Origin of the sequence: Streptomyces sp. NPDC000594, assembly GCF_040299965.1 — a bacterium.
Classification (GTDB): Bacteria; Actinomycetota; Actinomycetes; order Streptomycetales; family Streptomycetaceae; genus Streptomyces.
The window spans coordinates 252027-277093 of record NZ_JBEPCY010000004.1 but is presented as its reverse complement, the minus strand read 5'-3'; the positions used below and the strand labels follow the sequence as shown (position 1 = coordinate 277093).

Here is a 25067-nt window from a genome sequence, read left to right as displayed (position 1 = left end):
GCTTGTGCCGATCCTGTGGCCCGGATGTGGATATGTCCCGCGCGAACGCGACCCCGTCAGCGGCCGTGCTCGGCGCCGGGTGGGCGGGGGCCGCTGTGGGTGCCGACGCGGCGGTCCGTGTCGCCGCGTGCGTACCGCCTTCTCCAGCGGGGGCGCAGGAGTCGGCCGAAACCCGCCCTGGGGACGGGCCGTTCGGCCGCCATCGAAACGGGTTCGCCGTCGGGGACCGGGGCCGGGAGCGACGCCGGATCGGCGGCAGGGCCGGGCGCGAGGTCGCCGACGGGGTCCGGGGCGGGGACAGGATCCGGGGCGGAGGGCTCCGGGGCCGGTTCCGCAGGCGGCGGGGGCGGGACCGGTACGGAGTCCTCGGGCGGGGCACCGTCCTCGCACGGCTGCGGCCCGTACGGCAGCCGTACCTCGAAGGCCGTACGCCCCGGCACGCTGTGCACCTCGACCGACCCGCCGTGCGCCACGGCCAGCGCGCGGACGATCGCCAGCCCGAGGCCGCTGCTCCCCGCCGCCCGGGAGCGCGAGGTGTCGCCCTTGGCGAAGCGTTCGAAGACCTGGGGCAGCAGCTCCGGGGGGATGCCCGGGCCGTCGTCGGAGACGGTGACCACCACCGAATCCGGCTCCTCCCGCACCGCGGCGGTGACCGTGGTCCCGGGTGGGGTGTGGGTCCGGGCGTTGGTGAGCAGATTGACCAGGATCTGGTGGAGCCGGGCCGGGTCCGCCGCCACACAGACCGGGGCGTCGGGGAGCTCCAGCCGCCAGCGGTGGTCGGGGCCCACCGTGCGGGCGTCGCTCACCGCGTCGACCACCAGCAGGGGCAGCTCCACCGGTTCGGGCGCCAGCGGACGCCCGGAGTCCAGCCGGGCCAGCAGCAGCAGATCCTCGACCAGGGCGGTCATCCGGTCCGCCTCGGACTCCACCCGGCGCAGCGCGTGCGCGGTACGCGGCGGTGTCTCCTCGCCGCCCCGGCGGGTCAGCTCGGCGTACCCCCGGATGGAGGCGAGGGGGGTGCGCAGCTCATGGCTGGCGTCGGCGACGAACTGCCGTACCCGGGACTCGCTGGACTGACGGGCGGTGAGCGCCGATCCGACATGGTCGAGCAGGCGGTTGAGGGAGGCGCCGACCTGGCCGACCTCGGTACCGGGGTGGGTGTCGGCGCAGGGTACCCGCTCCAGCTCGCCGACCTCCCCCTGGTGCAGATTCTGTTCGGAGACCCGGGTCGCGGTCTCCGCGATCCGCCGCAGGGGCCGCAGGGTCAGCGAGACGGCGGCGGCCCCGGCGAAGCCCACGAGGATCAGGCCGCCGACCGAGACGACCACATGGACGGTGGTGAACCGGGCGACGGCGTGGGCCACGTCGTCCATCGGCAGCCCGGTGATCATCACCAATCCGGTCGTCCCCTCCCGGTAGGCGATCAGACGGTAGTCGCAGAGGCCGGGGACCTGCCGGGTGTGGGGGGTGAAGTCGGCCGGCACATCGGCGACGGCGGCGACCTGCTCGGGGGTCAGGCGGACCAGCCGCCCGCCGTCGAGGTCGCCGTCGAGCATCGCGGCGCGCCGCGGGCGGCCGTCGAGCACCTCGACCCCGATGGTGCCGAAGGCCGTTCCGGCGCCCCGGATGAAGCCGAGTCCGCCGTCGCGCCCGCCCTGTTTCCGGGGGCGGTAGGGGTACCTGTCGGGGTTGGCGATCAGTTGACCCTCCGCCTGGAGGACCACACCGAGTTTGTTGACGCGTTCGTCAAGGTCGGAGTGGAGGGAGGCCCGGACGGCGAGACCGGTGATCACGGAGATGACCGTCAGGACCACCGCCAGCAGGGCGACCGTCAGGGTGACCAGCCGGGCCCGCAGGGTCCACCCCGCCCACCAGCGCCTCATGAGGTCTCCGCGGGGGCGAGGAGGTAGCCGGCGCCGCGCCGGGTGTGGATCATCGGCGGGCGGCCCGCGTCGATCTTGCGGCGGAGGTAGGAGATATAGATCTCGACCACATTGGCCCGGCCGCCGAAGTCGTACGACCAGACATGGTCCAGCAGCTGGGACTTGCTCAGGACACAGCGCGGGTTGCGCATGAGACAGCGCAGCAGCTCGAACTCGGTGGCGGTCAGGCGGATCGGTTCCCCGGCGCGGTGGACCTCATGGCTCTCCTCGTCCAGGGTGAGGTCGCCGACGACGAGGACGGTGTCGGGCCGGGTGGTGGTGGCGCCGGAGCGGCGGAGCAGACCACGGAGGCGTACGACGACCTCCTCCAGCGAGAACGGCTTGGTGACATAGTCGTCACCGCCCGCGGTGAGTCCGGCGATCCGGTCCTCGACGGCGTCGCGCGCGGTGAGGAAGAGGACGGGGACGTCCGGCAGCTCGCGGCGGAGCCGGGCGAGGACCTCCAGGCCGTCCATGTCGGGCAGCATGATGTCGAGGACCACGGCGTCGGGCCGCAGGGCACGCGCCTCGCGCACCGCGCCGGCGCCGTCGCCCGCGGTGCGGACGGTCCAGCCCTCGTACCGCAGGGCCATGGAGAGCAGTTCGGCCAGGGGGGCCTCGTCGTCCACCACCAGCAGACGCGGTGGTGTGCCGTCCGGGCGTCGCAGTCCGGCCGGGGCGGGGGCACCGAGACGGGTGTCCGGCGCGCGCGGTGGCGGGGCGGCGGCGGACCCGTGGGGAGGATGGGGAGCCATCCTGGTCATCAAACCACGGCACCCGGTCGGCGTGTAGACGGACGCTTTCGGGGGGTGTTGGACATGGCGTCAAAACGCCTACGGGACCTGCCTTCTGACGGTTCGTCATGGGGTGCTCCGACGGGCCGCAGGAGGGTCGTACGGGTGGGTACGGGAGCCCGCGCACCCACCCGTACGGCCCCGCCGGGGTCTCCCGGGGTCTGCCGGGGTCTCCCGGGGTCTCCCGGGGTCTGCCGGGGGATCAGGTGCGGATCGGTGTCGTCACCAAGGTCTCCCCCGCCTCGCTCTCCACCACGATCGCCACCACATCGCCCCGGGGAACCGCGGCCGAGCCGTCCAGATGGGCGCCCTTCTCGGCGCTGCCGACGCGCCAGCCGCCGGCGATCCGGCGCCCGCCGTCGCGGGAGACCACGACCAGCCGGCACAGCTCCCCGGCGGGGACACCGGCGACGGCGGCGCTGAGCCGTACCCACGCATGCGCGGGGGTCACCCGTACCACCAGCGTCGCCCCGGTGCGCGGGTCCTTCGCCGACGCGTGGACGACCCCCGCGGGCGGTGGCGAGGGGGCGGGTGCCGTCGCCGTGGGCGCGGCGGCCGGCGGGGCGGCTCCGGCCGGCGCCGAGCGGCCGATCACCACCCCGGTGCCCAGGACCGCCGCCGCGGCGACCACGGCCACGGCGGCCAGCGCGGCCCGCTGCCGCCGCTCCGCGCCCCGGCGTTCCGTGCGGGCCTGCCGCAGGGTGCGCTGGAGCAGCAGGTCGCCGCCGTCCGGGGGTCCGTCGAGGAAGGCCTCGGGCGGTACCTCGCCGAGCGATGCCGTCATCTTCCCGAGCCGCTCGGCCTCCTCCCGGCACCGCGTGCAGCGGGCCATGTGTTCCTCCACGTCACGGGCCTCGGCCGGGTCGAGCGCGCCCAGCGCGTAGGCGCCGAGCAGTGCGCTGTCGTACCCCCCCGTGTCGCTGTCGTGCTCCCCGGTGCTCACGCGGCGGCTCCCTTCACCACGACCAGCCTCGCCTTCCCCGGCCGCTCGGTGTACAGCTCCCGCAGGGCCTTCAGGGCGTAGTGCGAACGGGACTTGACGGTGCCGGCGGGGATGCCGAGGGTCCGGGCCGCCTCGGCGACCGTGTGCCCCTGGAAGTAGATCTCCAGCAGCACCTCGCGGTGCTCCGGCGAGAGCCGGTCGAGCGCCTCCATGACGACCATCGAGTCGACCACGGACTCGGCGTGATCCTGCTCCACCGGGCCGTTCGCGGGCGACTCGGCGACCTCGGTGGGGCGGGCGGCACGGGCGCGGAAGCGGTCCGTGACGATATTGCGGGCGACGGTGAGCAGCCAGCCGCGTACCGAGCCCTTGCCGTTGACCAGGGCCTCGGGGTGTCTCCAGGCCCTGATCAGGGTCTCCTGGACGATGTCCTCGGCGGCGCCCCGGTCTCCGGTGAGCCGTTGCGCGTAGGTGAGCAGGGCCCGTCCGTGTTCCTCGTACAGGCCCCGGATCAGTACGTCGTCACTGGTTCTCTGCCGGGTGCGTGACCACAGCGCCGCCATCCACTCACTCCGTCCTGTGCCGGTCCGACGCGCTGAACACGGGTCACATACGGGGTTGGTTCACGGTGGGGTACGGGACCGGCCGTGGGCCGTGGGGAGGCGAGGCGGGCAGCCTGGGGCAGAGGGGCCGGGGACGAGGGGGCCGGGGACGAGGGGGCCGGGGCGGATCAGCGGGCCCGGCAGCGGCGGCCCTCGTTCACACAGCGGGCCATCCGGGCGAGCTGCCGCTCGGACATCGCGTTGACGAACAGGGCGTGGTCGGTCTTGGGGTGGCGCCGCTGCTCGGGAAAGGAGTCCACCGCGTACGGCACCCCCCGGGGCAGGTCATAGGCGAGGGTGAGCCTCAGTCTCGGCACCGGGAAGGTGTTCGCCGGGCAGACCCCGTTCTCCGCCGGGAAGGCCATATGGGCACGGTGGTCGGGGCTGTCGGTGTGCAGTCCGTTCCAGCAGCCGGGAAACTCCAGTGTCCGGGTGGGGCCGCTGCCGGACGGGCACTTCGGATAATCCCGGGTGATCCGGTCGGGGAATCCGGAACAGCTCCATTGGGCCCGGACCCGGCGGTCATCGGTGGTGGCGGCAACCGGGTCGCCGGTGATCATACGGAGAAATCGCGGCAGTGCGACGACCTTTCCGGCGGGATTGCCCAGGAATTCGACGCGTACCGACGTCGGGGTGAGGATCTCGCCGGTATTGCCGTCCGCGCCGCCACCATGGGCGTGCCGGTCCTCGCCTTTCCGGTCGAGTCGGCGCAGTACCGGCCAGAAGTACGCCGATCGATCACCGCTCGTACAGGTGGTGGCCGCCGCCACCAGACTTCGATCGGTGGACAGGGCATGGGTGGATACATTGCCCACATAGTCATGTGTGTGATGGGCGCCGCCCACCAGACCGGGAGAGGTCACCATGTTGTCGGTGTTGTGATGCCCTCGTTCATTCCGTCCGCAGTCCTGGACGAAGGAACCGAGGGCGGCGTCGGGGCCGGGGGCCGGGGCACCGGCCCGCCGGGGGACATCGGCGAGCCGGACCCGGTGCGCGGAGTACGGCGTACTCTCCGAGGAGGAACGCATCGCGACGACCCCGGCGACCGCCAGACAGAGACACAAGGTCATCAACAACGGGGCCGACTTTGTCAACGGGGTGCGCTTCCCATGGATTTGCTTCACCACATTGCCAGAATCCCAGCCCCACCGGACATCTTCAATATCAACCCGTTGAACCATCCATGCTTCTGATCCGTGCGGGGGGCAGGACGGGAGGATCTCCCGTCGTTTCCGCGGCGGTGTTCAGGAGGGGCGATGTCCGGGATCGATGTCCCAGGTGAAGAGGTGGAGAGCGTGATCGCGCTCCTGGGAAGAGGGCTGGATCTCAGCGGCACCGGGACATCGGAATATTCCGCTGTCACCGTCTGTCGGGCCTGCTTCCCGGCCTTATGCAATTGCAGTGGACGGCATCGCGGCGGAGGGCCGGGGGCGGCTGGTTTCCCGGCCGGTTTCGCGGCTGGTTTCGCGGTCGGTTTCACGGGCGGTTTCGCGGGCGCCGGACCGGAATTCACCGGGGCACTCCCGGGCGGCGGAAGCGTAAAGAAGACATGAGCGGTGATGGCATGGCAGGCCCGCCCCGGTCCTTCGCGATCGGCATCCCGGACAGCTGGGTGCGGTACGACCTCTCCGGGGACAGTCTCACCCCGCTCCGGGCGAGCATGCTCAGCGCCGGCCCCGACCCCCGGGGCGTCGCCCAGATCAACGAGGCGTTCCGTACCGCGCGCAGAATCCTGGAGAGCGCGCGGCAACGGGGTGCGCTGTACGCGGCGGGGACGACATCGCTGTACGAGGACGGGCTGCTGATGGCCGGGGTGATGGTCTTCAGTGTGAACACACCGCCCGGGGAGACCTTCTCCGCACAGGAGCTGGCGAAGCGTTTCAGCGCGGCCGGGACCCGGCGGCGCGGAGCGGGCACCGCCCGGACCTTCTCCACCCGGACCCTGCCGTCGATCGGGCCGGTGGGGCGGCTGGTGGGGGTGGAGGAGAGCGAACCGGTCCATGACCCGGGAGGCAGGGCGGGCAGCGGGAGCGCCGGGTCCCGGCTGCTGGTGATGCACACGGTGATTCCGGTGCCGGAGTCGTGCCGGGCGATGGTGGTGACCTGCTTCAGTCCCAATCTGCCGCTGGCGGAACAGCTCTACGACATGTTCGACGCGATCACCGCGACCTTCGCCTTCGAACGGACGGAGGCGGCGAAGACGGAGGCGGCGGGGTGAGAACACCGGGGCCGTCCCGGGAGGACGGCCCCGGCACCACGAAGGCCGCCTCAGGCGGAGGCGCGCTTCCCGGAGGTGCTCTTCGTCGCCGTCTTCCGCCCGGTGGACTTCTTCGCCGACGCCTTCCGGGTACCGGCGCCCGACGCGGTCCGCTCGGCCGTCGTCTGCCGGGCGGCCGTTGTCTTCCGGGCGGCCGTCTTCCCGGCCGGGGCCTTCTTCGCGGCGCTCTTCTTGGTGGCGGACTCCTTCGCGGCCGGCTTCTTCGCGGTGCTCTTCCTCTCCCCCGCCGTGCCGGACCTCCGCGAGGCGGGCCGCTTCCGCTCCGCCAACCGGGTGACCCCGGCCAGCCGCCCGCCGTCCGCCTCCTCCCCGCGGGCCTCCCGGGCCGCCTTGACGCTGTTCTCCAGCGCCGCCATCAGATCGATGACCCGCCCGCCGCCGCCCTCCTCACCCGCCGGTTCGACGACCGCCCCGCCGCCCTCCGCCTTGGCGGCGATCATGGCCTCGACCGCCTCGCGGTAGTCGTCGTGGAGCGACTCCAGATCGACCTCGCCGAGGGTGGCCATCAGCGCGTCCGCCAGATCGAGTTCGGCCTCGCGGACCGTCACCTCGGTCTGCGGCGCGACCCCCTCCGGGCGGCGGATCTCATCCGGCCAGAGCAGCCCGTGCATGGCGATCACATCGTCCACCACCCGCAGCATCCCCAGCCGCTCCCGCCCCCGCAGCGCGAACTTGGCCACCGCCACCTTCCGGCTCCGCTTGAGCGCCTCGCGCAGCAGGGTGTACGGCTTGGCCGCCGGGACCCCGTCGGCGGAGAGGTAGTACGCCGCGTCCATCTGGAGGGGGTCGATCTCGTCGGCCGGGACGAAGGCCACGATCTCGATCGTCCGCGCGGTCGGCAGCGGCAGCCGGGCCAGGTCCTCGTCGGTGATCGGGATGATCGAGCCGTCGCTCTCCTCGTACCCCTTGCCGATCTCCGCCGCCGGGATCTCCTTCTCCTCCAGCTCGCACACCTTGCGGTAGCGGATCCGGCCGCCGTCGGCGGTGTGGATCTGGCGGAAGGAGACCGTATGGCTCTCGGTGGCGTTCACCAGCTTGATGGGGATACTGACCAGCCCGAACGAGATCGCCCCGTTCCAAATGGATCGCACCGTGTATCCACCTCGCCCAGAAATGCGGCTTTCATGGAACTCTTATCGTATGACGCCCATCACCGAGGTGGCGGGACGGCGGGTGCCGCTGAGCAACCTCGACAAGGTCATCCACCCCGCCACGGGCACCACCAAGGGCGAGATCCTGCACTACTGCGCGGTCATGGCCGGGGCGCTCCTCCCCCATCTGCGGGACCGGCCGGTCTCCTTTCTGCGCTATCCCGACGGACCCGGGGGACAGCTCTTCTTCACCAAGAACCCGCCGCCCGGCGCCCCGCCCTGGGTCCGGACCGCCCCCGTACCGCGCTCGGACGACCCCGGGGCGCGCCAGGTCGTCGTGGACGATCTGCCGTCGCTGGTGTGGGCGGCCAATCTGGTGGTGGAGTTCCACACCCCGCAGTGGACGGCGTCGGCGCCCGGGATCGCGGACCGGCTGGTGCTGGATCTCGACCCGGGGCCGCCCGCCGGGACCTCCGAGTGCTGCGCGGTGGCGCTGTGGCTGCGGGAGCGGCTGGCGGCCGACGGGATCGACGCGTACGCGAAGACCTCGGGGGCCAAGGGGCTGCATCTGCTGGCGCCGATCGCGCCGACCCCCTCGGCGGAGGTCTCCGCGTACGCCAAGGGGCTGGCCATGGCGGGCGAGGCGGAGCTGCCCCGGCTGATCGTGCACCGGATGGCGCGGGCGCTGCGGCCGGGGAAGGTCTTCGTGGACCACAGCCAGAACGCCGCCGCGAAGACCACGGCGACCCCGTACACCCTGCGGGCGCGTGAGCTGCCCACCGTCTCCGCCCCCGTCACCTGGGAGGAGGTGGAGGCCGGGGCGGCGGGCCGGCGGCTGTCCTTCCTGCTGGGCGAGATGGCGGGGCGGCTGGAGCGGTACGGGGAGCTGCTCGCCCCGCTCACCCGACCGGGGCGGGACCGGCCCGCGCTGCCGTGAACGGGCGGCTGCCGCTGACTCCGCCGCTCGGGGTGATGCGGCCCCGGCGCGCGGAGACGATCCCCGGGCCCGACGGGCTCCCGGGCGGCGTGCAGTACTCCGTCAAGCTGGACGGCTTCCGGGCGCTGGCCTTTGTCCGGGCGGACGGTGAGGTCTTCCTCCAGTCCCGCTCCGGGCGGTCGATGGGGCCGGATTTCCCGGCGGTCACCGCGTATCTGGGCGGACGGCTGCCGCCGGGTCTGGTCCTCGACGGCGAGCTGTGCGCCTACACCGACGGGCGGCTCAGCTTCACCGAGCTGCTGCGCTCGCGCGCGGAACGGGAGCGGTCGGCCGTGCCCGTGTACTACATCGCCTTCGACGTCCTCGCCGTGCCGGGGCGGGATGTCCGCCCGCTGCCGCTGGCCGAGCGGTGGGAGCTGCTGGGGGCGGCGCTCCGGGGAACAGGGCCGCCGCTCCAGCGGGTGCTGGCCACGACGGAGGAGGAGACGGCCCGGCGGTGGTTCGACGGGCTGCGGGACGCCGGGGTGGAGGGGATCGTCGCGAAGTCGCTCTCCTCCGCGTATCGGGCGGGGCCGAGCTGGGCGTGGCGGAAGGTGCGGCACACGGACACGGTGGACGCGGCGCTGCTGGGCCTGTTCGGGCCGGAGCGGCGGCCCCGGGGGCTGCTGGTCCGGCTCGCCGACGGCCGCGAGGTGCGGGTGGCCGGGCTGACGCCCGTCCAGTCCCGGCGGCTCGCGGAGGCGACGGGGCCGCTGCTGGGCGGGGCGGAGGAGCGGCCGGGGCTGGGGCGGGTCCGTCTCCTCACGTCGGAGCGGCGGGTGGAGCTGCACGAGGTGCCGGGCCGGCACGAGACGGCCCGCTTTGTCCGCCTCCGGGGCGATGAGTAAGCTCCGCCCGACCTCGGCTCCGAGTCGGCTCGGGCCCGTGTCGGGGGCCGGCCCCCGAGACCCCCGCGCCTCAATCGCCGGCGGGGCTGTTTTACCGACCCAGTCCGGGGGAGATCGAGGAGCGGGGTTCGGGGCCGGCCCCGACGGGAACCCGAGGTGACTCGGGCCCGAGGTCCGTCCTCAATCGCCGGACGGGCTGAAAATCAAGCCCCGCCGACGATTGAGGCGCGGGGTTCGGGGCCGGCCCCGACAGGAGCCCGAGGTTCTCGGGAACCGGCGGGACCGGGGCCCACACACAGCCGTACCCGAAAAGATCCGGCCACCCTCGGGCCCGGCCCTCGCGCCCACACCCCCCGCGGGCAGCACCCGCACACGCCGCACCGCACGCCCCCGTACAGCCGGAAACCGCTTTCTCCCCGACCCGGTAAGGGTCACCGTCACCCCACCCCGCCCACAGGCCCACCCACCCCGTCCCGGAACCCTCCCGAGGCGTTCCGGGCAATATCCCCGCGATGTCCGAACGGTGGTGCACACTCTCCCCAAGCGCGCGGTTCCGGCGCATAGTTCAGGGCGCGGAAGGATGCCGCACGTTTTCTCGGGAGGGGGCGGCGTGTTCGGGGGAATCGACGAGGTCGACTGGGCCGCGCTGGGTCATGCCTACGGTCCGGCGGACGATGTGCCCGAGCTGCTGCGCGGGCTGGCCTCCGGCGACCCGGCGGAGCGCGAGGCGGCTCTCGACGGGATGTACGGGGCCGTGCACCACCAGGGGGATGTCTACGACTCCACGCTCGCGTGCATACCGTTCCTGCTGGAGCTGGTGGCGGACCCGGCCGTGCAGGACCGCGGCGGCATAGTGGAGCTGCTGACCAGCATCGGAGGCATCGATCTGGACGGCGACGACGAACTCGATCCGGAGGACGAGGAGTTCGAGTTCGCCGCCAATTACGCGATGGCCTCGTCCGCCGTGACGGCGGGCGCGGATGTCTTCCTGGCCCTGGTCGACTCCGGCGACCGGGGCGTGCGGCTGAGCGTTCCGCTGGCGCTGGCGACCCTGCACAGCGAGCCCGAGCTGGTGCTGCGGATGCTGCGGGACCGGCTGGGCGTCGAGCACGACCCGGAGGTCCGTTTCGCCTGTGTGGAGGCGGCGGGGCGGATCGCCCTGCGGCACTCCTGGCTCGCCGCCGAGGTGGTGCGCTGGCTGGTGGAGCTGGCCCGGGTGCGGCACGGCAGCGGCGCGGGCACGGTGGCGGGCGGCAGGCCCGGGGCGGGGCTCGCCGGGGAGAGCGGACCGGACCGGCCGGTGCCGCCGCGCCCGGATCCCTGGGCCGACGGATACGACGGCTGGGCGCTGCTGGACCCCTGGTGCATACCGGACGGGGTGGCGGAGCTGACCGGCCCCTGGGACGATCCGGGCGATCCACCGGGGCCGTCGAACCGTCGGGATCCGGACAGCTTCCCGGGCCCCCGGACCCCCGAGAGCACCCCCCGCCCGTCACTCGGCGGAGTGCCGTCCCCCACCGCCCCCCAGGACCGGGCCATCGCGCCCACCCCCGTCTCCGCCCAGGGGTCAACGCGCGGAGATGACCGGGAATCCGGGGATTCCGGCCCCTCGGGAGGCTCCGACGACGAGCCCCGGCCACCCGACGAACCCCACGGCGGCGGACCCCGCGCCGAAGAGCCCCGTACCGAGGAGCCCCGGCCGTCCGACGAGCCCCGCACCGACGACGCCGGGCTGCGGCTCTCCGCCCTCGCCCAGCTCGCCCGGTGCGCCCCGCACGCGCTCCCCGCCGATATCGTCCCCGGGGTGCTGGGGCTGCTCCGGGAGCTGCGCGCGGGGCAGCCGGGGCCGTCGGCCGGGCACGGCCCGCCCCCGGAGCCGCCCGAGGGGCCGCAGGGAGACCCGGACGACCGGGAGGACGACGGCGGCACGACCCGCCACGCCCTGTGGACCGGCGATCTGCTGCGGACGCTCCACTCCGGACTCGGCGACCGGGTCGCCGACCGGACCGCGCTCCTGACCGACCAGCTGTGCAGCCCCGACTGGGGCCAGCGGATCGACGCGGTCCGGATGAGCAGCGCCCTGCTGCGGACCCGTCGCGGGGAGTACGGCGAGCTGGTGGCGCTGATCGGGGAGCAGCTCTCGGACAAGGAGCCGAGGCTCGCGGACGCGGCGGCGGCGGCGCTCGGGGAGCTGTTCTCCCTCGCGGCCCCGGCGGCGGACGCGCTGGCGGAGTTCGTGGCGGCCGACCCCGGGTGCTGGGTGCAGGAGTGGGCCAGCGGGCCGCGGACCCTGGGGTGCGCGGTCGCCGCGCTCGCCCGGACCGGGGACGCCCGCGCGGTGCCGGTGCTCGGCCGGATCCTGGAGCTGCCGCAGGCCCCGCACGATCTGGGGTACGCGCTGGACCATCTGGGTCCGGTGGCGGCCCCGCTCGCCCCGGCGCTGCGGGCCCGGCTGGCCGGGACCGGGCTGGACGACCGGCTCTACGACACGGCGGGGCCGCTGCTGTACGGGCTGACGGCGCTGCGGACGGCCGAGGCGCTGCCGGAGGTGCTGCGGGTGCTGCGCGGCGCCCCGGAGTACCGCCGGGAGTGGGTGGTGGAGCTGGCCCTCGGGGCGCTGACCGCCTTCGGACCGGCGGCCGGGGAGGCCGCGCCGGAGCTGCGGGCGCTGCTGGCGCGTTCCCGGCGGACCGGCGGGCACGGGGGTGCGTTCGCGGTCCGGGTCGCGGGGGCGCTGTGGGCGGTGGGGCGGGATCCGGACGCGGTGCTTCCGGTGCTGCGGACGACGCTGGCGTCGGACACCGGGGCGCGCCGGGCCGCCGCCGGGGTGCTGGGCACGATGGGCCCGGCGGCCTGGGAGGCGGTGCCGGAGCTGCGGCTCGCGCTGCGCGCCGCGGACCCGGGGACCAGGGTGGACGCGGCGCTGGCGCTGTGGCGGGTGACGGGTGCGGCCGAGCCGGCCTGGCCGGTGCTGCGGACGGCGTGGGAGACGCTGCCGTTCACGCGGATGCCCACGGCGGAGCGGCTGGCGGAGCGGGCGGCGGGCCCGGGGAGCGGTCCGGTCGCGGCGTCGGCGGAGGGTGCCGCCGGGCTGATCCACGCCGAGCTGTCGCGGGTCCGCCGGCACAACGCCGTGGACGGCGGGTACGGCAGCCATGACATCGTGAGGGACGAAAGGCTGCTGGCCCTGTGCCGGCACGCGCTGACCGCGGAGGGCGGGGAGACCCGCACGGCCGGAGAGACCGGGGAGAGGCCCACTTCATGATCATTTTTGGTACCAAGGGGTATCTGCACCAGCTGGCGGTCCTGACCCTTGTCTGCGGATTCTGCGGGAATCCGTCGGCACACACGCTGCGCAAGCGGGTCACCAAGTTCACGCTCTTCTTCGTGCCGCTGTTCCCGGTCTCCACGAAGTACGGGATGCAGTGCACGTTCTGTGCGGCGGAACAGAAGCTCACCGGGGAGCAGGCGGACCAGCTGCTGGCACAGAGCGCGGCCGGGATGGGTATGGGGACGGGCGGACCGCAGGGCCCCGGGGGCATACCGGGCCACGGCGGCATGGCGGGCCCCGGCGGCGGCCAGGGCATGGGGCAGCCGCCCCGCAACCCGTACCAGAAGTAGGCCGCCGACCCGGGCGGTACGGGCGTACGGGCCGGGGGTACGGGCGGCGGGGCAGGGGGCCTGGGGCACGGCCCGGGGCAGGGGCGGCCGTGGACATGCGACCCTGGACGAGCCGGGTTCGGAGCACCGTACGGACGCGTAGGACGACTGTCGGGAACCAATCAGTCCGGAACGCGGTCGCTTCCTCGGGGAGAAACCTTCCTGCGAATAGGCTGGCCCCGCACCGCCGTCCCGCACTCCCGGCCGCCCCCGAAGGAGCCGGCCGCCCTCGAAGGAGAACGTGTGCCCGCCCGTCCCCGCCGGCCCCGCCGCGCGCCGCGTACCGTGCCCCTGCTGGCCGTCGCCATCGCTCTGGTGGCGGGCTGCGGCGACCCGGGCGAACTGACCAGCGCGGGCCCCGCCGACGAGGCGAAGGGACCGGTCCGGCTCTGGCCGGACCTGCCACCCGTCACCGCTCCCCCGTACGACTACGGCGAGGGGGACACCACGGTGGTCCCCCGGCTGAAGGTGCCCGCCCAGGGGGTGCGCGGGATCGACCCGGTCGCGGTGCTGCTGGCCGAGGAGAGCGGCTCGCCCCATATGGGGCTCTCCGGGCTCTATCTGGAGACCATCAAGAAGCTGCCCGGCTGTGCGAAGAAGCCCCGTACCGCCCGGTCCTGCCCGGTGCTCAAGCCCTACCACCGGGATCTCACCGGGGACGGCCGGGAGGAGATGATCGTCGCGGTCACCATGCCCGACCAGCAGACCGCCCTGCGCTGCTACACCGCCGACAGCAAGGGCCGGCTGGTCCGGATCATGGCCACCGACGCCCAGATCGTCCGGATCGAGCTGGCGGGCCGGGACCTCGTCCTGCACTCGGTGTCGGCGGGAATCCCGGGGTACGAGTACCGCACCGCCTGGTCCTGGGACTCCACCCACCGGGCGATGCTCCAGACCCGGGACGAGATAGTCCCGGTGAAGCCGCGCGCCGGCGGCACCACGAACAACACCATGGGCCGGATCAGGTGAGCCGCCCCCGCCCCGCCGAGGCGGCACCGCCCTCCCCCGCGCCCCCGGCAGCCCCGTCGGATCCGTCCGCCCCGTCCACCCCGGGCTCACCGGGCTCACCGGGCTCACCGGGCTCACCGGCATCGGACCCGGCGGCGGATCTGACACCGGACCCGGCACCGGACCCGGCGGCGCAGGCCTGTTCCCGGCGGCGCGGGCTGCCCCGCCCCCGGCTCCCGCGCTGGACCGCGACGCTGACCTGGAAGGCCGCGCTCTTCATCACCGTCATGTGCTGTGTGCTGGCCGCCCTGCTCGGCGCGCTGGTGCACACCGCCGTGACCACCCAGACGGTCGACCAGGCCCGGGAGAAGGCCCTGGAGAAGCTGGACTCGGTGACCGACGCCTACCGGGCGGGCGGGCCACTGCCCCCGTACGCCGCCGTGGACCCGCCCGCTCTCCCCCGGCAGCTGCGGGCGCTGGCGGTGGACGGCGAGCGCGGCACCATGATCGGCACCTTCGGGGGCCGCCCCACCATGTGGGCGGCGGGACCGGCGGACGGCCGGGCGCTGGCCGTCCGGATCGACCACGCCCACGCCGCACGCACGATCAACGGCCTGGACCGGGCGATCGTCGGCTCCTCGGTGCTGGCCATCGCCGCGACCCTGCTGGTGGGCGCGTTCGCGGTGACCCGGGTGACCCGCAGGCTCCATCTCACCGCCCAGGTGGCCCGCCGGATCGGCGCGGGCGACCTGGACGCCCGGGTGAACGATCCCCGCACCCAGGAGCCGCACCGCCCGCCGGACGAGGTGGCCATCGTCTCCGCCGCACTGGACACCATGGCCGCCACCCTCCAGCGCAAACTGCTGAGCGAGCAGCGGTTCACCGCCGATGTGGCACATGAGCTGCGGACCCCACTGACCGGGCTGACGGCCGCGGCCGAGCTGCTCCCCGAGGGCCGCCCGGCGGAGCTGGTCCGGGACCGGGTACGGACGATGCGCGCGCTGACCGAGGACCTGCTGGAGATCTCCCGCCTGGACGCGGGCGGCGAGCGGGTGGACCTGGATCTGCACCGGCTGGGCGAGGTGACCGAACGGGTGGTGCGCGCGGCCGAGGCGGACACCGGCGAGACGGCGGGCCCCCGGAGCGAGACCGACCCCGGGACCGGGACAGGCGGCACGGGGGCGCGCCCGAGGACCGAGGTACGGGTGCTCCGGGACGCCACCGTGGAGACCGACCGGCGCCGGCTGGAGCGGGTGCTGGGCAATCTGGTCGCCAACGCGCACCGGCACGGCGCCGCCCCCGTGGTGCTGACGGTGGACGGTCCGGTGGTGACCGTGGCGGACGGCGGGCCCGGCTATCCGGCGTATCTGCTGGCGCACGGCCCGGCGCGGTTCCGCACCGAGGGGGGCAAGGGCCATGGTCTGGGGCTGACGATCGCCGTGGGCCAGGCGGAGGTGATCGGCGCGCGGCTGCGGTTCGGGAACGGTCCGGACGGCGGCGCGGTGGCCCGCCTGGAGCTGCCGGACGCCCCGCCCCCGGGCCCCCCGGCCCCCTGCGAGGACCCCGGCCCCTCCGGACACCCCTGATACCCCGGGCCCGCCGGCGCCTGACCCGTACCGGACCGGGAGCGGCGCCCGCCCCCGTACCCCCGTACCGGACCCAGGGGGCGACGCCCCCCGTACCAACGCAAGCCACATAAGGGACACAAGCGGAATAAATTGGTACGTTGCCGGGCATGACGGGAACGACGCGGGCGGCCGACGCTCCCCCGTCGACCGGGTCCCGCCCGGCCGCCGGACGGCGCGGTGTGGAACTCGCCCTGCTGGTCGGGGCCGTACTGATCGCCGTACTGGGCTACACCGCCGTCGGGGTGACCCGTGGCCACGCGGTCCCCCCGGACGCCCTGCGGTACGGCGCGGGCCTGGGCGCGCTCGCCCTCCTCGCCCATCTCGCGGTACGGCTGCGCGCCCCGCTGGCCGATCCGCTGCTGCTGCCGATCGCGGTCCTCCTCAACGGCCTCGGCCTGGTCCTGATCCACCGGCTGGACCTGGAGACCCCCGGCGAGCCCGCCGCCCCCGCCCAGCTGGTCTGGTCGACGCTCGGGGTGGCGCTCTTCATCGTGGTGGTGACGGCCCTGCGGGACCACCGGGTGCTCCAGCGGTACGCCTATCTCTCCGTCACCGCCGCGCTGGTGCTGATGACGGTGCCGATCCTGTTCCCCGCGGTGAACGGGGCACGGATCTGGATCCGGGTCGGCGGACTCTCCTTCCAGCCCGGGGAGTTCGCCAAGATCCTGCTGGCGGTCTTCTTCGCCGCCTATCTCGCCGCCAACCACCACGCCCTCGCCGTGACCGGCCGCCGGATCCGCCGGCTGCGGCTCCCGGCGGGCCGGGTGCTGGGCCCGATCGTGACGATCTGGCTGATCAGTGTGGGCGTGCTGATCCTGGAACGGGACCTCGGCACCTCGCTGCTCTTCTTCGGCCTCTTTGTGATCATGCTCTACGCGGCGACCGGCCGCAGCGGCTGGATCGCGGTGGGGCTGCTCCTCGCGGCGGTGGGCGCGGTGGCGGTGGGCACCCTGGAGCCGCATGTGCACGGCCGGGTGGAGGACTGGCTGAACCCCTTCGCCAGCGCCGAGGCCGGTCAGGGCCCGGGTCAGCTGGCCCAGTCGCTCTTCGCCTTCGGCGCGGGCGGGCTGCTGGGCACGGGCCTCGGACTCGGCCACTCGGCGCTGATCGGCTTCGCCGCGAAGTCGGACTTCGTCCTGGCGACGGCGGGCGAGGAACTGGGCCTGGTGGGGCTGACGGGTGTGCTGTTGCTGTACGCGCTGCTGGTGGCCCGGGGGTACGGGTTCGCCCTGCGGCTGCGCGACCGGTTCGGGCGGCTGCTGGCGGTCGGGCTCTCGGCCATCGTGGCGCTCCAGGTCTTCGTGATCACGGGCGGGGTGACCGGGCTGATCCCGCTGACGGGGATGGCGATGCCCTTTCTGGCCCAGGGCGGCTCCTCCGTGGTCACCAACTGGGTGATCGTGGCGCTGCTGATCCGGCTCGGTGACTCGGCCCGCCGCGACGAACGCAGCGACGAACGGGGCGACGGCGGGACCCCTGCCCCCGCCCCAGGGTCCGGACCCGGACCCGGACCGGCCGAGCCCGCCGCGCCCACCGGGGGGCTCCGGTGATCCGCTGCGTCCGGCACTCGGCGGTGTTCTGTCTGCTGCTCCTTGCGGCGCTGCCGGTGAACGCGGCGCGGGTGCAGCTGGTCGAGGGGACGGAGCTGGACGACCATCCGGCCAACCGCCGTTCGGTGATCGCGCGCTATGCCGAGCCGCGCGGCCGGATCCTGGCCGGGGGCCGCCCCGTCACCGGCTCCCGGGACACCAGGGAGCAGCTGCGGTTCGAACGGACCTATCGGGACGGCCCGTTGTACGCGCCGGTGACCGGCTTCTCCTCGCAGACGTACGGCACCACGATGGTCGAGGACACGGCGGACGCCCAGCTGTCGGGGGCGGATCCGGCGCTGGCGACCCTGCCGTTCTGGCACGACCTGAGCCGGGGCCGGCCGCCGGGCGGGGATGTGGTGACCACGGTGCTGCCCTCGGCGCAGCGGGCCGCGTACCGGGGGCTGGCCGGACGGCGGGGGGCGGTGGTGGCGCTCCAGCCGTCGACCGGCCGGGTCCTGGCGCTGGTCAGCAGTCCCTCGTACGATCCCGGGCTGCTCTCGGGCACGGGCAGGGCGGTGCGTTCGGTCTGGGAGCGGCTGAACGCGCTGGAGACGCGGCCGATGCTCAACCGGGCGATCCGGCAGACCTATCCCCCGGGCTCCACCTTCAAGATCGTGACGGCGGCGGCGGCGCTGGACGCGGGGGTGGTGACGGATGTGGACGCGCCGACCGGCACCCCCGCGCCCTATGTACTGCCGGGGACCCGGACCCGGCTGCCGGACGCGGCGCGGGGGTGCGGCGACGCCTCGCTGGCGTACGCGATCCAGTGGTCGTGCAATACGGTGCTGGCCCATCTGGGCACCCGGGTGGGGGCGGCGGGGATGCGGGAGGCGGTGGCACGGTTCGGTTTCAACGATCCGGGGCTGCGGATCCCGTCCCCGGTGGTGCCCTCCAACTTCGATACGGACATGTCCCCGGACCGGCTGGCGCTCTCCTCGATCGGGCAGTTCAACACGACGGCGACACCGCTCCAGATGGCGATGGTGGCGGCGGCGGTGGCCAACGGCGGGGAGCTGAGGCCGCCGTATCTGGTGGACCGGATCACCACCCGGGGCGGCGGCCGGACGGTGTCGCTGCCCCGGCGGGGGGCGGCGCGGCGGGTGATGGCGCCGATGACCGCGCGGCTGCTGCGGCGGCTGATGGTCGATGTGGTGGAGCGGGGCTCGGGTGCCCCGGCGGCGCTGCCGGGGGCGACGGTGGGCGGCAAGACCGGCACCGCGCAGCACGGTCCGGACAACTCGGGGACCCCGTACGCCTGGTTCATCTCCTTCGCCCAGGGGCGGGGGCAGGCGCTGCCGGGGGTGGCGGTGGCCGTGGTGGTGGAGGACGCGGAGGCGGTACGGGGGCATATCAGCGGGGGCGGCAGTGCGGCGCCGGTGGCGCGGGCGGTGATGGCGGCGGCGCTGCGTTCCTGACCGGTTCCTGACCACGGGGCTCATCCGGCCCGTGTCACTGGCCCGGCCCTTTGCCACCGGCGCGGTGTCCCGTACCCCGGAAATCCGCTCCCCGTCGTACACATGGCCGATTACCGTACGTCCATGACCTCGTACGAACTCGCACAAGTGAATGTCGCCTGGCTCAAATACCCCCTCGAAGCACCCGAGATGAAGGATTTCACCGACAACCTCGACTCGGTCAACGCGGATGCGGAGGCCGCCGACGGCTTTGTCTGGCGGCTGCTCCCCGGAGACGGGGAGGACCACGCCGACCTGCGGTTCTTCGGAGAGGAGCGACTGCTGCCGAATATGTCGGTCTGGCGGGACAGCAACGCGCTGACCGCCTTTATGTACCAGGGGACGCACCGGGGGCTGCTCGCCCGGCGCTTCGAGTTCTTCGAGCGCCCCCGGGAGGCGATGACCGCGCTGTGGTGGGTGCCTTCCGGCCATCGCCCGACCATCGCGGAGGCCGAGAAGAAGCTCACCCGGCTGCGCGAGCTGGGCCCCACCCCGGAGGCGTTCACCCTGGGGAGGTCCTTCCCGCCGCCCGGGGCCTGACGCCCGTACCGCCGCCCCGGGTTACGCTCCGTTCAGCCGCCCGGGAGGGGCTCACTGCTGGCGATCCACACCGCGGGGATCCGGTCCAGACCGGTGGCGGCGGCGACGATCCCCCCGGTGATGGCACAGGTGGTGTCCACATCGCCGAACCCCTCGGCGGTGGACCAGAGCGCCGCCTCCAGGTCGTCGGGGTGGCGGGCGGCGGTCCACACGGCGAAGGGGACGGTGTCGTCGGCGCGGATCCCGGCCCCGCTGCCGAGGATCTCCGCCGCGCGCCCCGGCTCGGTGGCGGGGGGCAGCCCGGCGGCCCGCACCAGACCGTCGTGGACCAGCCCCGGCGGGGTGTGCGCGGCGACCGCCGCCGGGGACAGCTCGCCCCGGACCGAGAGCGCGGCGGCCACCGCCACCGCGACCGCCCCCGCGACCCCCTCCGGGTGGGCATGGGTGACCCGGGCGGAGAGCCCGGCCTGCCGGACCACCGTGGCGAGGTCGGCGGCGAACCAGGCGCCCAGCGGGGCCACCCGCATCGCCGCCCCGTTCCCCAGGCTGCCGCCGTCGAACAGCTCGGGCGCCAGCGCCCGCCAGCGCCCCGGCTCCGCCAGCAGCCTCGGCAGCAGGACCCGCATCCCCTGCCCGTACCCCCGCGATCCGTCGTCGGCGTAGGCACGGGCGAAGGCGGCGGCGAGCCGGTCCTGGTCGACCTCCCCGTGCCGCTCCAGCACGCCGTGGAGGGCGAGCGCCATCGCGGTGTCATCGGTCCAGCGCCAGTCGGTCTCCTCCGGCACCCGGCGGTCCCTGATCTGCTCCCGGGCCGGCTGCCGTTCCCGGAAGCGGGGGAACCAGCGCTCCCCGAAGGCGTCCCCGAGGGCGAGCCCCTGAAGGCTGCGGCGGGCGGCGGATCGGTCGGCGGGATTCACGGTGACGGTCATACGGTCATCGTTCCCGAACGCCCCGACGCCGTATATCCATTGTCGTCCGTACCCGGGGCCGTTTCCGTCCTTCTTCCGGACGATCTTCGGCCGCGCGGCCGCGCCTACCGTTTCCCGTATGACCTCCCGCATGACTTCCGGGACGACCTCCCGTACGACGCGACTGCACCTCCATGACCACGGGGGCGAGGGAACGCCCCTGCTCCTGCTGCACGGCGCCGGGCGTTCGCACGCCGACTGGGCCGCCGCCGCACCCGCCCTGCGGGCGGCGGGGCACCGGGTCCTCGCCGTCGACCTGCCCGGCCACGGCCGCTCCCCGGACCGCTCCCCCTGGACCTTCGACGGGGTCGTCGCCGACCTCGCGGAGACCCTCCGGGCGTACGGGGCCGAGGGCGCCGTCCCGGTCGGTCACTCCCTCGGCGGGATGCTGGCCGCGCGGTACGCCGTGGCGCACCCCGGCGCCACCCCCGCCGCGGTGAGCCTGGACGGCTTCGGCTGGGGCACCCCGGGCCGCCATCCGGACGCCGAGCGGGTACGGGAACTCTCCCGGGTGGCCGCCGGCGCGGTCGCCCCCGCCGGCCACCCGGAGCGGCAGGCCGCGTACGCCGAGGGCTTCGGCATCCCCCGCGAACGCGCGGAGGCGGCGGCCCGGGAAGCCGCCCGCCCGCTGCCCGACGGCACCTGGCAGACCCTCCCGGAGCGGGCCGCCGCCCTGGAGATGCTGGACGCCATGGACACCCTGGATGTCTTCGCCCTGCTGGCCCGGGTCGACTGCCCGCTGCTGCTGATCCGCGCGGAGCGCCCGCAGCCGCCCGTACCCGGCATGGAGTGGTTCGACGCGCTGATGGAGTCCTGGAACCGGGGCCTGGACACCGACCTCGCCCACCTGACCCGGTCCCGCCCCGACAGCGTGACGGTCACCGGGGTGGACGCCACCCATGCGATGCTCCTGGAGGAGCCGGAGGCGGTGGCCACCGCGGTGACGGACTTCCTCGCGACCGCGACGGCGACGGCGACCACGACCGTGACGGCGGCCGCGACCGCGACGGCGGCCCTTGGTGGGCGCGGGCCCACCCGCCGCTAGGGAGCGTCTTCCGGGGAGAGGTCGACGGTGAAGGCGGAGGTGGTGCCGTCCGCGGCGGTCAGGGTGACCGGACCGAAGGTGACCATGACCACGGACGCGCCCGCCGGGGCCCGGTAGAAGCCGCCCGCCCGGGTGATCCGCACCGCCAGCGCGGTGAGGGTGGCCACGCTCTCCTCGTCCACGGGAAGCGTCGGCTCGGTGAAGGCGGCATGGCCGTGCCGTTCGCCCCACTCCCGGAGGCTCCGGGCGTCCCGGCCCAGCGACGGCAGGATGCTCTCGTTCGCCCAGGCCCAGAGCCAGGAACCGGCCGTGGGGCTGTAACTGCCGAGGATCTGCGCGGGGGCGGTCGCGGTCCGGTCCGGGAACGTCCAGCTGATCAGGCCGGTCCGCTGGTCCAGGTCCCAGCGCTGCGCCGAGCCCAGCCCCCAGGTCCGGTGGGCCTGCGCCAACCCGCCGATCAGGTCCTCGCCCTGCAACAGCAGGGTGCCGAGATCGTCCTGATCCGCCGACTGGTCGCCCTCATGGGGCTTCTCATCCTGTTTGTTCCGTTCCACGGAGGGAGTCTGCCAGACGGCCCCCTCCCGCCCGACACCCTGCCCCGCACCCCGCGCCGCCCGCGCCCGGGGAGGCCCCGGGCGCCCTCTCCGCCCCGCCGGTCCTGTCAGCCCCGCCGGTCCTGTCAGTCCTGTCAGCCCTGGGGGTCCTGGGGGTGCTCGTCCCCCGCGCCCTGCCTGATCGCCTCCGCCACCTCCTCCACCCGCGCCCGCTCCTCCGCCGCGAAGCGCTCGCGGTCCAGCCGCTCCGCTATCTCCTCGTCCTGCGCCATCAGCAGATCGAGATCGGCATTGCCCATCTCCAGCACCCCCATGTCGACATAGGCCTTCTGGAGCCGGGGCCCCCACAGACCGATGTCCTTGACGCAGGGGACGATCCTGCTGAACAGCAGCTTGCGGAAGAGCCGGACATACTCCGACCGCTCCGCCAGCTCCTCCGCCTCCTTGCGGGGCACCCCGAAGTTCTCCATCACCTCGATGCCCTTGATGCGGTCGCGCATCAGATAGCAGCCCTCGATGACGAACTCCTCGCGCTCACGCAGTTCGGCATCGGACAGCTCCCGGTAGTAGTCCCGTAACGCCATCCGCCCGAAGGCGACATGGCGGGCCTCGTCCTGCATCACATAGGCGAGGATCTGCTTGGGCAGGGGCTTGTTGGTGAGGTCGCGTATCAGCCCGAACGCGGCCAGCGCCAGCCCCTCGATCAGGACCTGCATCCCCAGATAGGGCATGTCCCAGCGGGAGTCGCGCAGGGTGTCGCCGAGCAGTGCCTGGAGGTTGTCGTTGACGGGATAGACCATCCCGACCTTCTCCTGGAGGAAGCGGGCGTAGATCTCCGCGTGCCGGGCCTCGTCCATGGTCTGGGTGGCGGAGTAGAACTTCGCGTCGAGGTCCGGCGCCGACTCCACGATCCGCGCGGCGCACACCATCGCCCCCTGCTCGCCGTGGAGGAACTGGCTGAACTGCCAGGAGGCGGCGTGGCGATGGCAGTCGCGGCGCTGCCGGGCGGTCATCCTGTCCCAGTAACGGGTCCCGTACAGGATGAGCGTCTCGTCCGGGGCGCCGAGAGGGTCGTAGGGGTCGACCTCCAGCGCCCAGTCGATGCGCCGGGCGCCGTCCCACTGTTTGTCCTTGCCCTTCTGGTACAGGGCGAGCAGATGATCCCTGCCTCCGTCGTACTCCCAGTTGAAGCGGGCCGCACCGGAGGCGGGGACCTGCCAGTCGGGGGTGACGGGGGGTTGCACGTAGTGGTCGTACGTGGACACCTGGGCGACTCCTTCGTCCATGCCCCGTGATTCCAGGGCGACTTGAGCGCACAGGGGCAGGCTCACACTTGGTAGACGGGTAGTCAACAAGTCGCGCCGGATGTGTTGACGCGTCTGCTGACACCGAGTCTGATAAGGGTGGCCCCCCGTTCCGGCCGCGCGGGGCGGGGGGCCACCACACCGTCCAGACCGCCATGAGGTGGACCCACCATGACGACCGTGTCCGAACCCGATCCGGCCCTGCTCCAGGACGCCCTCGGCCCCCTCCGCGACCGCGAGCGGGTGGCCCAGCGACTGCTGGACGCGTCGGCCCGGCACTCCTTCGACCCCGACCGGGACATCGACTGGGACGCGCCCTTCGAGGACGGCAAGTGGTTCTGGCCCCCGGAGCTGGTCTCGCTCTACGACACCCCGCTGTGGCGCCGGATGCCCGAGGAGCAGCGCAGGGAGCTGGCCCGCCACGAGGCCGCGTCGCTCGCCTCGCTCGGCATCTGGTTCGAGATCATCCTGATGCAGCTGCTCGTCCGGCACATCTACGACCGGTCCGTGACCAGCAGGCATGTGCGGTACGCGCTCACCGAGATCGCCGACGAGTGCCGGCACTCCATGATGTTCGCCCGCATGATCGAGAAGGGCGGCACCCCCGCGTACCCCGTACCGCACGCCTATCACCAGCTCGGCCGGGTCCTGAAGAGCATCTCGACCACCCCCGGCTCCTTCGCGGCCACCCTGCTCGGCGAGGAGATCCTCGACTGGATGCAGCGGCTCGCCTTCCCCGACGAGCGGGTGCAGCCGCTGATCCGGTCGGTCACCCGGATCCATGTGGTGGAGGAGGCCCGCCATGTCCGCTACGCCAGGGAGGAGCTGCGCCGCCAGATGGTCACCGCACCGCGCTGGGAGCGCGAGCTGACCCGGCTCAGCAGCGGCGAGGCGGCGCGGGTCTTCTCCCGCTGCTTCATCAACCCGGGGGTGTACGAGGCGGTCGGCCTCGACCGCCGGGTCGCGGTCGCCGAGGTGCGGGCCAGCGGCCACCGCACGGAGGTGATGCGGGCGGGGGCGAAGCGGCTGACCGACTTCCTGGACGACATCGGGGTACTGCGCGGGCCGGGGCGCCGGCTCTGGCGCAGCTCGGGCCTGATCGCCTGACGGAGCCCGGGGGGCGGGTGGGGGTCCTTCCCCGGGGTCGCCCCACTCGTCCCTTTTCCGGCCCTTGCGGCTACCCTGCGGTCATGACCTCCCGGACTCCAGCCGCGCCCGCCTACCGGAGGATGAGCGTCGAGGACCGCCGCAGCCAACTCCTCACCTCGGCGCTGACGCTGTTCGCCCAGCGGGCCCCGGAGGATGTCTCCCTGGACGATGTGGCGGAGGCCGCCGGGGTCTCCCGGCCGCTCGTGTACCGGTACTTCCCGGGCGGCAAGCAGCAGCTGTACGAGACCGCGCTGCGCTCCGCCGCCGATGAGCTGGAACTCTGCTTCGCGGAGCCCGAGTCGGGGCCGCCGACCGAGCGGATCTCCCGGATGCTCGACCGCTATCTGGTCTTCGTGGACGGGCACGCCACCGGCTTCAGCGCGCTGCTGCGGGGCGGGAGCGTCGCGGAGACCTCACGGACCACCTCCATCGTGGACGAGGTCCGGCGCGCGGCCGCCGAACAGATCCTGGTCCACCTCGGCGGCGACCGGCCCGGCCTCCGGCTGCGGATGCTGGTGCGCGTCTGGATCGCGGCGGTCGAGGCCGCGTCCCTGATCTGGCTGGACGAGGGCCGCCGCCCCGCCGCGCCGGAGCTGCGGGACTGGCTCCTCGACCAACTCATCGCCACGCTGGCGGCGACCGCCGCCGGTGACCCGGACACGGCCGGCCGCCTCGACGCCCTTCTCCTCCTGGAGCACCCCGACGGCCCGGCCGGCCGTCTGGCCCATGCCCTTCTGCCGACGGCCCGCCGCACCGCCGGCCAGGGCTGAC

22 protein-coding genes are annotated in these 25067 nt (G+C 73.9%); 13 read left to right on the top strand and 9 right to left on the bottom strand.

The annotated features are described in order from the left end of the window. Nucleotides 1-56: 56 nt before the first annotated feature. From ABT354_RS08485 to ABT354_RS08465, 5 genes are all read right to left on the bottom strand, one after another. The gene (locus ABT354_RS08485; RefSeq protein WP_351490732.1) at nucleotides 57-1883 is read right to left on the bottom strand and encodes a sensor histidine kinase; all 1827 of its coding nucleotides are present in this window, start codon (nucleotides 1881-1883) and stop codon (nucleotides 57-59) included. Further along, nucleotides 1880-2686 (bottom strand): response regulator transcription factor, encoded by an 807-nt coding sequence (locus ABT354_RS08480; protein WP_351490729.1) that lies wholly within the window; start codon nucleotides 2684-2686, stop codon nucleotides 1880-1882. Before ABT354_RS08480 ends, ABT354_RS08485 begins: the two co-directional genes overlap by 4 nt. 232 nt (nucleotides 2687-2918) lie before the next feature. Further along, on the bottom strand, nucleotides 2919-3659 hold the full coding sequence (locus ABT354_RS08475) for a zf-HC2 domain-containing protein (RefSeq protein WP_351490726.1): 741 nt from the start codon (nucleotides 3657-3659) through the stop codon (nucleotides 2919-2921). Beyond that, nucleotides 3656-4222, bottom strand: coding sequence for a sigma-70 family RNA polymerase sigma factor (locus ABT354_RS08470; protein ID WP_351490724.1), 567 nt, complete (start codon nucleotides 4220-4222; stop codon nucleotides 3656-3658). The genes ABT354_RS08475 and ABT354_RS08470 overlap by 4 nt, the downstream gene beginning before the upstream one ends. Before the next feature lie 167 nt (nucleotides 4223-4389). After that, nucleotides 4390-5331, bottom strand: coding sequence for a DUF1996 domain-containing protein (locus ABT354_RS08465; protein ID WP_351490722.1), 942 nt, complete (start codon nucleotides 5329-5331; stop codon nucleotides 4390-4392). A 494-nt stretch (nucleotides 5332-5825) separates the two neighbouring features. Here ABT354_RS08465 and ABT354_RS08460 point away from each other — a divergent pair, with 494 nt between their 5' ends. Beyond that, on the top strand, nucleotides 5826-6479 hold the full coding sequence (locus tag ABT354_RS08460) for a hypothetical protein (protein ID WP_351490720.1): 654 nt from the start codon (nucleotides 5826-5828) through the stop codon (nucleotides 6477-6479). A 50-nt stretch (nucleotides 6480-6529) separates the two neighbouring features. Here the strand turns inward: ABT354_RS08460 and ku are convergent, their stop codons facing one another. After that, the gene (gene ku / locus ABT354_RS08455) at nucleotides 6530-7630 is read right to left on the bottom strand and encodes a non-homologous end joining protein Ku (RefSeq protein WP_351490718.1); all 1101 of its coding nucleotides are present in this window, start codon (nucleotides 7628-7630) and stop codon (nucleotides 6530-6532) included. A 49-nt stretch (nucleotides 7631-7679) separates the two neighbouring features. Here ku and ligD point away from each other — a divergent pair, with 49 nt between their 5' ends. From ligD to ABT354_RS08410, 9 genes are all read left to right on the top strand, one after another. Then, the gene (gene ligD / locus ABT354_RS08450) at nucleotides 7680-8567 is read left to right on the top strand and encodes a non-homologous end-joining DNA ligase (RefSeq protein WP_351490716.1); all 888 of its coding nucleotides are present in this window, start codon (nucleotides 7680-7682) and stop codon (nucleotides 8565-8567) included. Beyond that, nucleotides 8564-9454, top strand: coding sequence for an ATP-dependent DNA ligase (locus ABT354_RS08445; RefSeq protein ID WP_351490714.1), 891 nt, complete (start codon nucleotides 8564-8566; stop codon nucleotides 9452-9454). The genes ligD and ABT354_RS08445 overlap by 4 nt, the downstream gene beginning before the upstream one ends. A gap of 610 nt (nucleotides 9455-10064) precedes the next feature. Beyond that, complete coding sequence (locus ABT354_RS08440) at nucleotides 10065-12719, top strand: hypothetical protein (protein WP_351490712.1); 2655 nt, start codon at nucleotides 10065-10067, stop codon at nucleotides 12717-12719. Beyond that, complete coding sequence (locus ABT354_RS08435; protein ID WP_351490710.1) at nucleotides 12716-13075, top strand: zinc-ribbon domain-containing protein; 360 nt, start codon at nucleotides 12716-12718, stop codon at nucleotides 13073-13075. Before ABT354_RS08440 ends, ABT354_RS08435 begins: the two co-directional genes overlap by 4 nt. A 282-nt stretch (nucleotides 13076-13357) precedes the next feature. Beyond that, nucleotides 13358-14083 carry a hypothetical protein gene (locus tag ABT354_RS08430; protein WP_351490708.1) on the top strand — a complete coding sequence of 242 codons (726 nt, stop codon included), beginning with the start codon at nucleotides 13358-13360 and terminating at the stop codon, nucleotides 14081-14083. A 266-nt stretch (nucleotides 14084-14349) separates the two neighbouring features. Next, nucleotides 14350-15648, top strand: a complete 1299-nt coding sequence (locus tag ABT354_RS08425; RefSeq protein ID WP_502983371.1) for an ATP-binding protein — start codon at nucleotides 14350-14352, stop codon at nucleotides 15646-15648. Between the two features lie 149 nt (nucleotides 15649-15797). Then, on the top strand, nucleotides 15798-17240 hold the full coding sequence (locus ABT354_RS08420) for an FtsW/RodA/SpoVE family cell cycle protein (protein WP_351490706.1): 1443 nt from the start codon (nucleotides 15798-15800) through the stop codon (nucleotides 17238-17240). Further along, the gene (locus ABT354_RS08415; RefSeq protein ID WP_351490703.1) at nucleotides 17237-18697 is read left to right on the top strand and encodes a penicillin-binding transpeptidase domain-containing protein; all 1461 of its coding nucleotides are present in this window, start codon (nucleotides 17237-17239) and stop codon (nucleotides 18695-18697) included. The genes ABT354_RS08420 and ABT354_RS08415 overlap by 4 nt, the downstream gene beginning before the upstream one ends. A gap of 123 nt (nucleotides 18698-18820) precedes the next feature. After that, nucleotides 18821-19276, top strand: coding sequence for a DUF3291 domain-containing protein (locus ABT354_RS08410; RefSeq protein ID WP_351490701.1), 456 nt, complete (start codon nucleotides 18821-18823; stop codon nucleotides 19274-19276). Nucleotides 19277-19308: 32 nt separating this feature from the next. Here the strand turns inward: ABT354_RS08410 and ABT354_RS08405 are convergent, their stop codons facing one another. Next, a complete protein-coding gene (locus ABT354_RS08405; protein WP_351490699.1) occupies nucleotides 19309-20205 on the bottom strand; it encodes an ADP-ribosylglycohydrolase family protein in 897 nt (298 codons plus the stop codon). A 118-nt stretch (nucleotides 20206-20323) separates the two neighbouring features. Between ABT354_RS08405 and ABT354_RS08400 the strand changes: the two genes are divergently transcribed. Then, on the top strand, nucleotides 20324-21289 hold the full coding sequence (locus ABT354_RS08400; protein WP_351490696.1) for an alpha/beta fold hydrolase: 966 nt from the start codon (nucleotides 20324-20326) through the stop codon (nucleotides 21287-21289). Here the strand turns inward: ABT354_RS08400 and ABT354_RS08395 are convergent. Both ABT354_RS08395 and ABT354_RS08390 read right to left on the bottom strand, forming a co-directional pair. After that, a complete protein-coding gene (locus ABT354_RS08395; protein WP_351490694.1) occupies nucleotides 21286-21843 on the bottom strand; it encodes a DUF6882 domain-containing protein in 558 nt (185 codons plus the stop codon). The two genes, ABT354_RS08400 and ABT354_RS08395, sit on opposite strands and share 4 nt — an antisense overlap. A gap of 134 nt (nucleotides 21844-21977) precedes the next feature. Then, a complete protein-coding gene (locus ABT354_RS08390; RefSeq protein WP_351490692.1) occupies nucleotides 21978-23108 on the bottom strand; it encodes a ferritin-like domain-containing protein in 1131 nt (376 codons plus the stop codon). A gap of 210 nt (nucleotides 23109-23318) precedes the next feature. On the opposite strand from ABT354_RS08390, the gene ABT354_RS08385 reads away from it, so the two are divergent. Together ABT354_RS08385 and ABT354_RS08380 are read left to right on the top strand one after the other, a co-directional pair. Continuing rightward, complete coding sequence (locus ABT354_RS08385) at nucleotides 23319-24254, top strand: AurF N-oxygenase family protein (protein WP_351490690.1); 936 nt, start codon at nucleotides 23319-23321, stop codon at nucleotides 24252-24254. Between the two features lie 83 nt (nucleotides 24255-24337). Continuing rightward, the gene (locus tag ABT354_RS08380; protein WP_351490688.1) at nucleotides 24338-25066 is read left to right on the top strand and encodes a TetR/AcrR family transcriptional regulator; all 729 of its coding nucleotides are present in this window, start codon (nucleotides 24338-24340) and stop codon (nucleotides 25064-25066) included. Nucleotide 25067 lies beyond the last annotated feature (1 nt).

What these genes read in the sequence shown, in the direction of transcription:
- ABT354_RS08485 (WP_351490732.1), bottom strand. Translation starts at nt 1,883, where the DNA reads ATGAGGCGCTGGTGGGCGGGGTGGACCCTGCGGGCCCGGCTGGTCACC.
- ABT354_RS08480 (WP_351490729.1), bottom strand. Translation starts at nt 2,686, where the DNA reads ATGACCAGGATGGCTCCCCATCCTCCCCACGGGTCCGCCGCCGCCCCG.
- ABT354_RS08470 (WP_351490724.1), bottom strand. Translation starts at nt 4,222, where the DNA reads ATGGCGGCGCTGTGGTCACGCACCCGGCAGAGAACCAGTGACGACGTA.
- ABT354_RS08465 (WP_351490722.1), bottom strand. Translation starts at nt 5,331, where the DNA reads ATGACCTTGTGTCTCTGTCTGGCGGTCGCCGGGGTCGTCGCGATGCGT.
- ABT354_RS08460 (WP_351490720.1), top strand. Translation starts at nt 5,826, where the DNA reads ATGGCAGGCCCGCCCCGGTCCTTCGCGATCGGCATCCCGGACAGCTGG.
- ligD (WP_351490716.1), top strand. Translation starts at nt 7,680, where the DNA reads ATGACGCCCATCACCGAGGTGGCGGGACGGCGGGTGCCGCTGAGCAAC.
- ABT354_RS08435 (WP_351490710.1), top strand. Translation starts at nt 12,716, where the DNA reads ATGATCATTTTTGGTACCAAGGGGTATCTGCACCAGCTGGCGGTCCTG.
- ABT354_RS08425 (WP_502983371.1), top strand. Translation starts at nt 14,350, where the DNA reads ATGTGCTGTGTGCTGGCCGCCCTGCTCGGCGCGCTGGTGCACACCGCC.
- ABT354_RS08420 (WP_351490706.1), top strand. Translation starts at nt 15,798, where the DNA reads ATGACGGGAACGACGCGGGCGGCCGACGCTCCCCCGTCGACCGGGTCC.
- ABT354_RS08410 (WP_351490701.1), top strand. Translation starts at nt 18,821, where the DNA reads ATGACCTCGTACGAACTCGCACAAGTGAATGTCGCCTGGCTCAAATAC.
- ABT354_RS08405 (WP_351490699.1), bottom strand. Translation starts at nt 20,205, where the DNA reads ATGACCGTCACCGTGAATCCCGCCGACCGATCCGCCGCCCGCCGCAGC.
- ABT354_RS08400 (WP_351490696.1), top strand. Translation starts at nt 20,324, where the DNA reads ATGACCTCCCGCATGACTTCCGGGACGACCTCCCGTACGACGCGACTG.
- ABT354_RS08385 (WP_351490690.1), top strand. Translation starts at nt 23,319, where the DNA reads ATGACGACCGTGTCCGAACCCGATCCGGCCCTGCTCCAGGACGCCCTC.
- ABT354_RS08380 (WP_351490688.1), top strand. Translation starts at nt 24,338, where the DNA reads ATGACCTCCCGGACTCCAGCCGCGCCCGCCTACCGGAGGATGAGCGTC.